The organism is Flavobacterium pectinovorum (assembly GCF_006438875.1).
Taxonomy (GTDB): domain Bacteria; phylum Bacteroidota; class Bacteroidia; order Flavobacteriales; family Flavobacteriaceae; genus Flavobacterium; species Flavobacterium pectinovorum_A.
The window spans coordinates 157,949-171,715 of the sequence record NZ_RCZH01000007.1; the positions used below are offsets into that span (position 1 = coordinate 157,949).

General features: G+C 30.4%; 13 protein-coding genes. All 13 read left to right on the forward strand.

Annotated elements, in window-relative coordinates:
* The 13 genes from EAH81_RS12085 to EAH81_RS12145 are packed head-to-tail and all read left to right on the forward strand — an operon-like array spanning window position 1 to window position 13,733.
* Window positions 1–1,002 (forward strand): mannose-1-phosphate guanylyltransferase, encoded by a 1,002-nt coding sequence (locus tag EAH81_RS12085; protein ID WP_194150821.1) that lies wholly within the window; start codon window positions 1–3, stop codon window positions 1,000–1,002.
* Window positions 1,003–1,010: 8 nt separating this feature from the next.
* Entirely contained in the window at window positions 1,011–2,057 is a 1,047-nt protein-coding gene (rfbB, locus tag EAH81_RS12090; RefSeq protein WP_140507313.1) for a dTDP-glucose 4,6-dehydratase, read from the forward strand.
* A 50-nt stretch (window positions 2,058–2,107) separates the two neighbouring features.
* Complete coding sequence (locus EAH81_RS12095; protein ID WP_140507316.1) at window positions 2,108–4,519, forward strand: SLBB domain-containing protein; 2,412 nt, start codon at window positions 2,108–2,110, stop codon at window positions 4,517–4,519.
* A gap of 11 nt (window positions 4,520–4,530) precedes the next feature.
* The gene (locus tag EAH81_RS12100; RefSeq protein WP_140507318.1) at window positions 4,531–5,601 is read left to right on the forward strand and encodes a Wzz/FepE/Etk N-terminal domain-containing protein; all 1,071 of its coding nucleotides are present in this window, start codon (window positions 4,531–4,533) and stop codon (window positions 5,599–5,601) included.
* 35 nt (window positions 5,602–5,636) lie between these two features.
* Window positions 5,637–6,647, forward strand: a complete 1,011-nt coding sequence (gene pseB, locus EAH81_RS12105) for a UDP-N-acetylglucosamine 4,6-dehydratase (inverting) (RefSeq protein WP_140507321.1) — start codon at window positions 5,637–5,639, stop codon at window positions 6,645–6,647.
* Window positions 6,647–7,801, forward strand: coding sequence for a UDP-4-amino-4,6-dideoxy-N-acetyl-beta-L-altrosamine transaminase (gene pseC / locus EAH81_RS12110; RefSeq protein ID WP_140507323.1), 1,155 nt, complete (start codon window positions 6,647–6,649; stop codon window positions 7,799–7,801). Before pseB ends, pseC begins: the two co-directional genes overlap by 1 nt.
* A gap of 10 nt (window positions 7,802–7,811) precedes the next feature.
* Window positions 7,812–9,584, forward strand: coding sequence for a cytidylyltransferase domain-containing protein (locus tag EAH81_RS12115; RefSeq protein ID WP_140507325.1), 1,773 nt, complete (start codon window positions 7,812–7,814; stop codon window positions 9,582–9,584).
* A 16-nt stretch (window positions 9,585–9,600) separates the two neighbouring features.
* Window positions 9,601–10,050, forward strand: coding sequence for a YhcH/YjgK/YiaL family protein (locus tag EAH81_RS12120; protein ID WP_140507327.1), 450 nt, complete (start codon window positions 9,601–9,603; stop codon window positions 10,048–10,050).
* A 7-nt stretch (window positions 10,051–10,057) separates the two neighbouring features.
* Window positions 10,058–10,717: an SGNH/GDSL hydrolase family protein gene (locus tag EAH81_RS12125; RefSeq protein WP_140507329.1), complete on the forward strand. Its 660-nt coding sequence runs from the start codon at window positions 10,058–10,060 to the stop codon at window positions 10,715–10,717.
* A complete protein-coding gene (gene pseG, locus EAH81_RS12130) occupies window positions 10,714–11,694 on the forward strand; it encodes a UDP-2,4-diacetamido-2,4,6-trideoxy-beta-L-altropyranose hydrolase (protein WP_140507331.1) in 981 nt (326 codons plus the stop codon). Before EAH81_RS12125 ends, pseG begins: the two co-directional genes overlap by 4 nt.
* A complete protein-coding gene (locus EAH81_RS12135; protein WP_140507333.1) occupies window positions 11,684–12,331 on the forward strand; it encodes an acetyltransferase in 648 nt (215 codons plus the stop codon). The genes pseG and EAH81_RS12135 overlap by 11 nt, the downstream gene beginning before the upstream one ends.
* A gap of 23 nt (window positions 12,332–12,354) precedes the next feature.
* A complete protein-coding gene (locus EAH81_RS12140) occupies window positions 12,355–13,041 on the forward strand; it encodes an SDR family NAD(P)-dependent oxidoreductase (RefSeq protein WP_140507335.1) in 687 nt (228 codons plus the stop codon).
* A complete protein-coding gene (locus EAH81_RS12145) occupies window positions 13,038–13,733 on the forward strand; it encodes a metallophosphoesterase family protein (RefSeq protein WP_140507337.1) in 696 nt (231 codons plus the stop codon). Before EAH81_RS12140 ends, EAH81_RS12145 begins: the two co-directional genes overlap by 4 nt.
* The last annotated feature ends 34 nt before the right edge of the window (window positions 13,734–13,767 follow it).

The window sequence follows — 13,767 nt, forward strand, 5'->3', positions numbered from 1 at the left end:
ATGAGCGAGTCAATAACTCATGTAATTTTAACTGGAGGGGTAGGAAGCAGGCTTTGGCCGTTATCTCGAAAAAGTCAACCAAAACAATATTTAGAAATATTTGAAGGGAAATCTTTATTCGAAATGACTGTTGATCGCAATAGACATTTAGCTAGTAAAGTAATGGTAGTAGGGAATATTGATAATCATCATTTAAGTAACAAAGTGATGGGTAAAACTCAAACTTCCTATATTAATATCGTAGAAGCTACACCAAGAAATACTGCTGCAGCTATTGCATTTGCAGCATTTGCATCAGATCCTGATGATATATTAATTATAACTCCTTCGGATCATATTATTGATAAGATGGAGAATTATAATTTAGCAATTAGTGAAGCGATTATCAAAGCGGAAGATGGTTTTATAGTAACATTCGGAATTATTCCAACTAAGCCCGAAACAGGATATGGCTATATTGAATCTAAGGGAGATAAAGTAATTTCATTTAGGGAAAAGCCTAATGAAACTACGGCAAAAGAATTTATCTCGAAAGGAAATTTTTTATGGAATAGCGGAATGTTTTGTTTTAAAGCTGGTGTACTTTTAGAAGAGTTAAAGCAATATCAGCCTGATGTTTATGAAAAATCCAAAGCTGTTTGGGAGGCAAATAAAGAAGGTTTTTTAAATTTGGATTTATCCTTAGAAATCCCATCAATTAGCATAGATTATGCTGTTATGGAACGCAGTAAAAAAATAAAAGTAGTACCGGCGGCTTTTTCATGGTCAGATTTAGGATCTTTTGAATCAGTATACGACTATTTAGTTTCAAAAAATCACCCTATTGATAAAAATGGGAATATGGTAATTGGGTCTGGTAAGCATACGACTTTTTTAGGATTGAAAAATACTATTTTTGTATATACTGACACAGCCAATTTGATTTTACAAAAAGAAAATTCACAAGATGTTAAAGATATCTACAGTGAGTTGGAAAAAATAAATTCCGATTTATTAAATTAAAGCATAAAATGAAAAAAATTCTTATAACTGGCGGAGCTGGTTTTATTGGATCTCATGTCGTAAGACGCTTTGTGAATAAATATCCTGAATATCAAATCATCAATTTAGATGCTTTAACTTATGCTGGTAATCTTGAAAATGTTAAAGATATTGAGCATTTGCCTAATTATAAATTTATAAAGGGAGATATCGTAGATGAAACTTTTATAAATGATCTTTTTTCAATTCATAATTTTGATGGTGTTTTACATTTAGCGGCCGAGTCACATGTTGATCGTTCTATTGAGGATCCTTTGTCATTTGTAAAGACAAATGTAATTGGAACCATGAATTTATTGAATGCTGCGAAGAATCAATGGAAAGATAATTTTAAAGGAAAACGTTTTTATCATATAAGTACTGATGAAGTTTATGGTTCACTGGGAGCTGAAGGTCTTTTCACGGAAACCACTTCTTATGATCCTAACTCTCCATACTCTGCTTCAAAAGCGAGTTCAGATCATTTTGTAAGAGCTTATGGTGAAACATATGGCTTGCCATACGTTTTAACAAACTGCTCAAATAATTATGGGTCATATCATTTTCCGGAAAAATTAATTCCACTTTTCATCAATAATATTATTAATAATAAGCCACTACCAGTTTATGGAGATGGGAATTATACCAGAGATTGGTTATTTGTAGAAGATCATGCGATTGCAATAGATTTAGTTTTTCATGAAGGGAAAAATCATGAAACATACAATATTGGAGGATTTAATGAATGGAAAAATATTGATTTGGTTAAATTACTATGTAAAATTATGGATCAAAAGTTGGGTAGAGCCGAAGGTAAATCTCAAGAACTGATTACATATGTAAAGGATAGACCAGGTCATGATTTTCGCTATGCAATTGATGCTTCTAAAATCAACAAAGAATTAGGATGGAAACCGTCCGTTACATTTGAAGAAGGATTGGAAAAAACTATTAATTGGTATTTTGATAATGAAGACTGGCTGAAAAATGTAACTTCTGGAGCCTATAAAGAATATTATCAAAAACAATACTCATAACAAAGAAATGTTTCTATTTAAACCAGTTTTAGGTTAAATTATAATTCAATATGAAAAAGATAACTTGTGCTCTTGTCCTGTTTTTTATGCTATTAATCTCTTTTGCTACTAATGCTCAGGGAATATTACAATCTAAAGACCTAAGTACCATAAAAGTAGATTATTTATCTCAGGAAGATCTTGTGAAAATTGCAACTCAATTAAAGAGTAATAATATGACTATTGATCAAGCTGAACCAATGGCAATTTCTAAAGGGATGAGTCAAGATGAATTTGATAAACTTAAAATGAAGTTGAAAGATTTGTCAGTAACAGCTGATAGTGGTAATAATGTCAATCAGCTTAAAAATAATAAAACAGAATTTGTTGGAAGAAATCAAGATAAAATTACTAATAATAAAGTTAAAGATTCTGCCAACGCTTTGATTTTTGGCTCCGAATTGTTTGATAATCCAACTTTAAATTTTGAGCCAGATTTAAAGTTAGCAACTCCTGTTAACTATATTCTTGGACCAGGAGATGAACTACAAGTTAGCGTATACGGAGTTCAGGAATACAATTCGAGTATACCTGTAAGTGTTGAAGGAAAAATAACAATTCAATATGTTGGACAGATTGCAGTTTCGGGAATTACTGTTGAGGCTGCTACTCAAAAAATTAAGTCGGCAATTGCTAAAGTTTATAGTACTGTTAGATCAGGACAATCTCAAGTAAGTGTAAGTTTGAGTGGAATACGTACAATAAAAATTACTGTTGTTGGAGGAAAACAACCTGGTAATTATTCGGTTTCATCATTGGCTACAGTTTATAATGCTTTGCATTTAGCAGGTGGTCCGGGTAAGAATGGCAGTTACAGAAATATTGAATTAATCAGAAATAACAAAGTTTACAAAAATGTAGACATTTATAGATTTTTAGTAAAAGGGGATCAATCTGATAATGTAAGCTTAAAAGAAAATGATGTCATACGTATTCCGGCATATAGCCAACGTGTAACTGTACAGGGGGAAGTAAAGCGTCCGGGGATTTTTGAAATGAAAAAAGGAGAGACTTTTTCTGATTTATTAAATTTTGCTTCAGGATTTAATGAGTTTGCATATACTGCTTCAGTAAGTGTAACACAAAAAACCGGAAAAGAGTTTAAAGTTCATGACATCAATGAAAGTGAATTTAGTACATACAATCCTCAATCAGGTGATGTTTTTAAAGTTACTAAAATTTTAAGTAGATACGAAAATAGAATTAAAATTGAGGGCGCAGTTTTTCGACCTGATTATTATTCCTTTACAGAAGGCATGCGAATTGCAGATCTTATTACAAGAGCGGAAGGTCTAAAAGAAGATGCATATAGTAAAAGAGCAAGAGTTATTCGTTTAAAATCAGATCTGACGACAGAAATATTAAATATTGATTTAGGAGCTGCATTATCTGGGGATTTAAATTCTAACATTGAGTTAAAAAGAGAAGATATTGTGACGGTTTATTCTATTTTAGATTTTAGAGAAGAATATAAAGTAACTATAGATGGTGAAGTTAAAAATCCTGGAGTTTATAAATTTGTGGAAAACTTAACATTGAACGATTTAATTATTCAAGTTGGAGGTTTGACAGGTGCAGCATCTAAGAGGGTAGAAATTGCGAGAATGGTAAAGTCTGATGTAATAAATGATGCTGATCCAAAACGTATTGAATTGGTACAGCTCGAAATATCAACTGATAATAATGAGCAAGTCAAAAAATTTCTTTTAAATCCCTTTGATGTTATAAACATTAGGAGAATTGCGGTTTATGAAAAACCTCAAATGGTTACTATATCCGGAGCAGTGACTTATCCAGGAAAATATGTATTAGCTAACAAAAAAGAAAAAGTATATGATATAGTGATGAGGGCTGGTGGACTAACTTCTATATCAAATGTAGAAGGTATGAAAATTAAAAGGCCAATTAAACAAGATGAAATTGATAAAATAGAAAGTATAGATTTAAACTTGTCTAAGAATGATTCTTTAATAGAAAAATTAGCCGAAACCAAATTTTCTACTATTCCTATTAATTGGGAAAAAATCGAAAAAGATAAAAATCATTATTCTAATGTTACTTTGTTTCCAGGTGACGAAATTGAAGTAGCTGTTTATAATGAAGGAGTGAAAGTTTCAGGGAATGTTTTACTCACATCTGAAATTCCGTATAGAAGTGGAAAAGGATTCAAATATTACATAAATGCAGTAGGAGGAGTGAACAATAAAGGTTGGAAGAAAAAGGCATACATAATATACCCTAATGGTAAAGCTGATGTAACGAAATCATTTTTATTCTTTAGATCATACCCTACCGTGGAGCCTGATTCCCAGATAGTTGTTCCTGAAAAACCAGAGACTAAAAAAATGAGCACCGGAGAATGGGTTAGCATAGGAAGTGTAATTACCAGTTTAGCATTACTAATTGTAACTGCCTTTAAATAAAAATCATTTTAATGGAGAATACTACTGTCGAAAATGACGAAATATCGTTGAAAGAATTGCTCGTAAAAGTAAAAGAATGGTACGGTTATTTGTTTTCAAAATGGAAAATTATTTTGCTTGCTGGAGTTATTGGTGCTTCTTTAGGTATCGGATATTCTCTAATAAAAAAACCAGTTTACACCGCTAAATTGTCTTTTGCTTTAGAAGATGAAAAAGCAGGTGGAGGACTTGGTAGTGCATTAGGTATTGCAAGTACATTAGGATTAGATATTGGAGGTACTGCTGGTGGAGTATTTACAGGTACTAATTTGGTGGAGCTCTTTAAATCAAGGTCAATGGTAGAAAAGACGCTTTTAACACCTGTGAATGTGGACGGAAAAGTTATTTCTTTAGCAGAAATGTTTATTCAAGATAATAAATGGAGAAAAAACTGGAATGAAGAACCAAGTCTTAAAAATATTCAATTCTTACCTAATCAAGGGCGTAAAGGATTTACTAGAGTGCACGATAGTATCTTGGGATCAATTTATGAAAAATTGTCTAAGGGGGGATTGATCGTTGATCAGAAAGATAAAAAGATATCTATCATTACAATGGAAGTTTCATCTACAGATGAATTGTTCGCTAAATACCTTTGTGAAGGTTTGGCCAGGCAAGTTGGTGGCTTTTATATTGAGACCAAAAGTAAAAAGGCAAGAATAAATATGGATATACTTGAGCGGCAAACAGATTCGATTCGAGGTGAACTTAATGGTGCTATAACCGGTGTTGCTGTTGCAAATGATAATACTTTTAATTTAAATCCTGCATTAAACGTCCGAAGAGCTCCATCGGCACGAAGACAAGTTGATGTACAGGCAAATACAGCAATTTTGACTGAGTTAGTAAAACAAAGCGAAATGGCAAAAGTTACATTAAGAAGAGAAACGCCCTTAATTCAAGTTATTGACAGACCTATTTTACCATTGGAGAAAGTACGTTTTGGAAAAGCGAAAGGAATAATCTTGGGTGGATTCTTAGGTGGGTTTTTAATTGTAATTTTCCTTATCATTAAACGTATATATAAACAATTACTTAAATAGTTTTTATTAAAATAATCAAATAACAATTACATACAATGTTAAACAATAAAACAGTATTAATAACGGGAGGAACCGGTTCTTTGGGGAAAGCTTTAACAAAACATATATTTGAAACATATCCATCCGTAAAAAAGGTTATTATTTTTTCTCGTGACGAGCAAAAGCAATTTCAAATGGCCCAAGAATATCCGTTGGATAAATATCCACAAATTCGTTTTTTTCTTGGAGATGTGCGTGATGAACAAAGATTAATACGAGCATTTCAAGGAGTTGATTATGTAATACACGCAGCTGCAATGAAACACGTTCATTTGGCCGAATACAATCCAGATGAATGTATTAAGACAAATATTGGAGGAGCACAGAATGTTATTAATGCCGCAATGCAAACAAATGTACAAAATGTAGTTGCACTTTCTACGGATAAAGCATGTGCCCCAATTAATCTTTATGGAGCTACAAAATTAACTTCAGATAAATTATTTGTAGCAGCAAACAATATAAAAGGATTTAATCCAATAAAATTTTCAGTAGTTAGATATGGTAATGTGATGGGGTCTAATGGATCCGTAATTCCTTTCTTTATTAATAAAAAGAAAGAAGGAAAATTACCAATTACAGATATTGCAATGACCCGTTTCAATATTTCGCTTCAGGGAGGTGTAGATATGGTAATGCATGCTATGGAAAATGCATGGGGGGGAGAAATTTTTATTCCAAAAATACCATCATACAAAATTACAGATGTTGCTAAAGCAGTAGCTCCGGATTGTCTAATTGAAGTTGTGGGAATAAGGCCCGGAGAGAAAATACATGAAGAGATGATTACAGCTTCGGATTCGTTCTATACTTATGATTTAGGGAAATACTATACTATTCTACCTTCAGTGCCTAGCTTTAAATTAGATCAATATTTAAGTCATTTCAATGCGAAAAAAGTCGAAGAAGGGTTTAATTATAATTCCGGATCAAATGAAGATTGGGAAACTGTAGAAACGTTAAGAAGTTTGATAAAAGAACATGTTGATGCTAATTTTGAGCTATAATGGAAAATAAAATTATCCCTTACGGTCGACAAGATATTACAGAAGAAGATATTAAAGCAGTAATTGAAACATTACAGTCTGATTTTTTAACACAAGGTCCTAAAGTAAAAGAATTTGAAGACAAATTTGCAGCATCTGTAGATGCAAAATATGCTGTAGCAGTTAATAATGCAACGGCTGGTCTTCATATTGGTGTGATGTCGTTAGGATTAAAAGAAGGTGATCGAGTAATTACTACTCCTATAACATTTGCAGCGTCAGCAAATTGCGCGCGATTTGTTGGGGCTGAAGTATGGTTTGCAGATATAGACAGAGATACTTATTTATTATCTCTAGTTAAAACAAGAGAGCTAATAGAAAGTAAACCTAAAGGTTTTTTTAAAGGGATTATTCCTGTAGATTTTGGAGGACTTCCTATAGATTTGGAAGCTTTTAGAGCATTGGCAAACGAACATAATCTTTGGATTTTAGAAGACGCTTGTCATGCGCCGGGAGGTTATTTCCTAGATTCAAAAAATCAGAAACAATTTTGTGGCAATGGTGTTTATGCTGATGCTGCTGTTTTTTCATTTCATCCTGTAAAACATATTGCTTGCGGAGAAGGAGGAATGGTAACTACTAATTCAGAAGAAGTTTATAAAAAATTACTTCTATTACGTTCTCATGGAATTACAAAAGAGAATATGTCGGAGAATCAAGGAGGATGGTTCTACGAAATGCAGACATTAGGTTTTAATTATCGAATAACAGATTTTCAAGCCGCTTTAGGGATTTCTCAATTAGCCAGAAATGAAAAAGGTGTTATCAAAAGAAATGAAATTGCGCAAAAATATAAAGATGCTTTTGAAGGAAAATTTAAGGTTCAAATTTTACCTGATAATTTTTTGAATGCACATCATCTTTTTATTATAGAAGTTGAAGACCGTAAAGGTCTATATGATTATTTGCATTCAAATAAAATATATGCTCAAATTCATTATATTCCTGTTCATCAATTGCCCTACTATAAAAATATTGGTTACAATGAAGTTAATTTGAGTAATTCTGAAGATTATTATTCTAAATGTATCAGTTTACCGATGTTTCCAACTTTGACTGCAGAAGAGCAGGACTTTGTAATCGAAAAAATCATTTCATTTCATTCAAAAAAATAATAAAATTTTCATGGCATATACTATAATTGAAGTAGCAAATACTCATGGAGGGGATATAAAATATGTTAAAGAATTAGTTTTGCAATTTTCGTTATTCAAGGAAAATTTCGGAATTAAATTTCAACCATTACACCCAGATAAATTAGCAACAAAAGATTTTGAGTGGCATTCAGTTTATCAACAATTATTATTTGATTCATTAGAATGGAATGATATAATAAATTTAGCAAAAGAAACAAAAGATGTTTGGCTAGATATATTTGATGAATATGGAGTGCAAATTCTAGAAGAGAATCATTCAAAGATTTATGGAATCAAGTTGCAAGTTTCAGTATTATTTAACTATGCAGTATTAAATGCATTGTCAAAAGTTGATCTTTCTCAGAAAAAATTAATACTTAATGTTGCTTCGCTTGATTTAAATGAAATTCAGTATTTTTTAAATAAATATGAAGAAAGTTTAAATCCTGAAGAAATTTTACTTGAGGTTGGATTTCAAGGATATCCAACTTTATTGCAGGATTCGGGGATTTCTAAAATTTCTAAAGTTAAAAATGCATTTTCTAAAAGAATAGTTTTTGCAGATCATGTTGATAGAGAGTCAGATTATGCGGTTTGGCTGCCAGCTTTAGCTATCGCATCTGGAGCAGATATTGTTGAAAAACATGTATTGCTAGAGAATGTAGAAACTAAGTATGATATGTATTCAAGTCTGGGAATTTCCCAGTTTACAAAAATGATTGAGGTTATTAATAATTATGAAGAACTTTTAAAGGCTGAATTTATTAATGACAGAGAGATTTTATATTTAGAAAAATCTATTATGAAGCCTTTATTGAAAGAAGCGAAAGAAAGAGGGCAATATTTATCAATTGAGGAAGATTTTGATTTTAAAAGATCTGGAAAAAATGGATTAAATTCAAAACAAATTAAAGATTTGGTTTCTGATTTTCATGTTCTTTCCGTTTCAAAGAGGAAAGGAGAAACCCTGCAGAGAGAAGATTTTAAAAAGGCTAGTATAGCTGTTATTATCGCTTGTCGATTAAAATCAACAAGACTTAAAGAAAAAGCATTACTAAAAATTGGGGATTTAACTTCTGTAGAATTGTGTGTTAAAAATGCTTGCAAGTTTGAGAATGTAAATAATGTAATTTTAGCAACATCAAATTTAGATTCTGATTTGCCTCTTAAGGATTTTACATACAATGAATCGGTTATTTTTCATCAAGGTGATCCGGAAGATGTAATACAAAGATATTTAGATATTACAAGAAAATTAAAAACAGACGTTGTAATTAGAGTCACAGCGGATTGTCCATTTATTGATAACGAAATTTGTGAGATTTTGTTGAAATCACATTTTGATAATGGTGCTGATTATACTGCAGCTAAACACGCAGCGGTTGGTACAAATATTGAAATTATTAATGTTCAGGCTCTTGAAAAAGTGAAAAGCCATTTCCCTTCTGCTGATTATTCAGAGTATATGACATGGTATTTTATTAATAATCCCGAGCATTTTAAAATTAATCTAGTTGATCTTCCAGAGCATTTGGTTCGAAATTACAGACTTACATTAGACTACAGTGAAGATATAGTTTTGTTTAATAAAATTCATGAAAATCTTGCTTCAATAGGGAACTATACAATAAGAGATATTTTTAATTTATTAGATACAAATTCGGATTTGCCAACTATTAATAGTCATATTCAGCTTAAATATAAAACTGACCAAGGCTTAATAGATACTTTAAATACTAAAACAAAGATTAAAACACTTTAAGTAATCAAAATTTATTATGATAACCGATACAATTGAAAACTTATCGATTTACAAAGCAATATATCCAGAAATTAATGAATTGTTAAATGTTCTGGAATTTAATAGATTAGAATCTTTGTCCGAAAAAACGATCAGTAATAATTTAACTTTAATTCCAATATATAGTAATGAGGTTTCATCTTCGTTTGATAGTAAGATATTAGAATCTCATAAAAAACTAATGGACATTCATATCACACTTTCAGGAACAGATGTTATTGCTTATGCAAATGTAAATACAGAAGTTGAAGAATATAAAACTTATTCTGAAGTTGATGATTACGCTTTACATACATCGAATAGAATTAAGGAAATTTTAGTTCCTTCAGGTTATTTTTGTATAATACCTAATAATTTTGCTCATATGGCACTCTATAAAGGACATTCTGAAGTGAAAAAAGTAGTTGTAAAATTACAGGCAAGATAATTAAATAATGAGAATATTGTTTTTGACCGATTCATTATCATTACCTCGTAAATACGAGGGAGGTGAAGTTAATTATGAAGATACTTATATTTCTCTGGTTAGAGAAAAGTACCCTCAGGCACTTATTTGTGATTTTGCAATGGGAGGCGGAAGAATTACAGATTTGCTTGGACAATGTTTTTATTACAAACAGTTCAAACCTGATCTTGTTTTTATTCACTGTGGAATTGTTGATTGTGCTCCACGATCTTTTAGCTTATCCGAGAAATTAATTATTGAAAAATTAAGATTAAGGGGGATTACGAAACTTTTTGATAAAAGACTTAGGAATCTAAGAAATTGTACATACACAAAAAAAGATCTTTTTTTAAATACTTTGTTAAATATAAAAAGATATTTTGCCGATGTTCCTTTATATTCAATAGGGATTTTGCAAATTTGTGATGAGTATGAAAAATTGGTTCCGGGAATAAAAAAAAATGCGGGAGAATACAACAAGATATTAAGTGCTAATACTAAGTTTATTGATAATGATAATTTTCCGATAGATGCCATTATTTCTGATTTTCATCATTTGAATGAAAAAGGTCACACGCTAATTTTCGAAAAGCTAAAATGTATTGTCGAATTGCATAATTTTAGTAATTCGGACAATAACATATCATGAAAAGGGTAGTTTTTCGAGCAGACGGTAATTCTCAAATCGGCTATGGACATTTTATACGATCATTAGGTTTGGCAGCACTTATAAACAAAGAATTTAATTGTGTGTATGCGACGCAAACACCAACTGTTTATCAATTAAATGAAATTAAGAAAATTTGCAACCACGTAATAGAGTTAAGTGATAGTGATAAGCATTACGAAGAGTTTTTGAATTTTCTAAATGTAGGAGATATTGTTGTTTTAGATAATTATTTTTTTAATTCAGAATATCAGATTAAAATTAGGAAAAGAGGCTGCAAATTAATTTATATTGATGATCACAATGATAAAGATTATGTATGTGATGTATTAATTAATAATATACCAGGTTTTCCCTACGAGTCTTTTAAAAAGGAGGATTATACAAAATTATGTTTAGGGACAGATTACGCCTTATTGAGGGAAGACTTTTTTAATCCTAAATATAGAATAATTAAAAAAAAGCCTCATACAATATTTATGTCGTTTGGCGGAGCAGACTTTTTTAATATTTCAGAAAAGATTATGACTTTTTTAGAAGAAATGAATTTGTTTTCTGAAATTCATTTGCTCATAGGTGATGCGTATAGGTTTTTTCCTAGTCTAGAAAAATTTCATAATTTAAAAATTCACAAAAATATCAATGCAAATGAAGTTGCGACATTAATCGCTACTTCAGATATCTGCATAGTACCTGCAAGCTCTTTGTTGAACGAAGCGGCGTCTATAGGAAGTAAAATCTTGTTAGGTTTCTTTGCTGAAAATCAGGTTCAACCATATAACTATTTTGTTGATAATGATTTAGCAATTGGAGTTGGTGATTACAGAACTCTTAATTTTAATTTGTTTAAAGAAAAAGTTGAAGAAGTAATAAAGTCAAGTTTTTTAATTGAAAATCAAAAAAAAGTGTATACTTATCAGCAATGTACTAATTTAAAAAAAGTATTTTATGATTTATAAAGAAGCAAAAATTGGATTAATTGGTTTTGGAAGTGTTGGAAAGCAATTATACAATACATTATTAGAAAACAATTACTCAGAAGAAAATATCTACATTTTTGCGGATGATATTGATATTAATACGAATGAGAGGAGATTTGGATTTAATGATTTTAAATTAGATGTTTTTAATGATTTACTTTTTATACCCACGTTGGGATATTTGAGTAAAAATTTAAAATATGATATTTTAAACTATTTAAATGAAAAAAAACGAAATATTTTCACGTTCATACATCCATCAGCTTTTGTAAGTAAAAATGCTAAAATTGGAAAAGGAGTTATCATTTATCCTCTTTGTAACATAGATCAAGGAGTTGTAATAGAAGATGGAACAATAATTTTAAATTCATCGATAATTGCTCATGACACTCATATTGGTAAATGTACATATATTGCCCCTGGAGTATGTTTAAGCGGATTTATTAGTGTTGGAGAACTTTCCTTCATTGGGACGGGTGCAACAGTTGCTAATAACATTGTAGTCGGGCGAAATAGTACAATTGCTATAGGAACTTGTTTAACAAAGGATATTGCACCAGATAGTTTTGTGATAGGAAATCCATTCAAGCATAAAGAAAAGATTATACTGTATTAATTTAATTAAAGAATCTAGATCTATTGAGAAAAATTATTATTATCACTGGTGCAAATAGAGGTTTAGGTAAAGCTCTCGTTGATTTATCATTGAATGATAAAGAGTCGAAAATTATTTCTATTTCCAGATCTTTACATGACGATCATGTAGACGTAAGTTCAGATAAGTTAATATTGGTAAAAACAGATTTAGCAGAACCCTTTTCTGCAACATTTATTGAAGTTTTAAAAAAGGAGATGCTAGAAAACAGTATTCTTTATTATTTTAATAACGCTAGTATAATTTTGCCTATCGATAAAATAAGTAGTTTTGAAATAGCAGATGTTAATAGATCAATTAATGTCAATATAAATTTTCCTGTAAATTTGATAAATTCACTTTTATCTAATTTTAAGAGTAATGGGATCGTACTAATTAATATTACTTCCGGAGCTGGTAATAATGCAATACTACATTGGTCATTATACTGCTCAGCTAAAGCTTATATGAAGATGTTTTTTAAAGTTTTGGAGGATGAGAATAGAAATAATAATAAACTTAAAATTTTCAGTATAGATCCGGGAGTACTAGATACTAAAATGCAACAAGATATCAGAAATAATGAATTTCCAGAAAAGCAGTATTTTGACTCTTTAAAAGAGGATAATAGATTAATTAAAGCCGAAGATGCAGCAAAAAAAATATTTATTGAAATTAATTTAGATTTATGAAGATTGCAGTTATTTCGGATATTCACGGTAATCATTATGCTTTGGAAGAAGTTTTAAATGATGCAAGAAAAATTGGAATTGAAAAATTTTTTGTTTTAGGTGATATTGTAGGATATTATTATCATCCTGAAAAGGTTTTGAAAATGCTTTCAGAGTGGGATTATGAGATTGTTAAGGGAAATCATGAAGTAATCTTGCAAGATTTATTTGAAAAAAAAATAGATCCGGAAAAACTTGTTCAAAAATATGGTAGAGGACACGAATATGCTTTAAAAAATATTGATGGAGAAACATTGAATTGGTTATTTTCGCTGCCAATACAAAAATCAATTACAATAGAGAATGTTTCTTTTCAATTAAATCATGGAAGCTCGGAAAGTATTGATGAGTATCTATATCCTGATTCACCACATGATCAATTAGAAAAATGTAATTCAAGTATGCATGATTTTGTACTTATAGGTCATTCGCACTATTCATTTTCATTTAGATGTACTAATAGTACTTTAATAAATTGTGGCTCAGTTGGTCAATCAAGACAAAAAGGAGGTCATGCATATTGGGTTGTAATCAATACAGATAATAAAAGCTATGAGGTAAAAGTATCCCCATATAATCCAAGTAAACTAATTGAAGAAATTAAAGAAATAGAATCTAGGATTGGATATTCTTCTAAGGTCTTATTAAGATAATGTATAATATAAAAAAATAGCAGCTTAGCGAAGC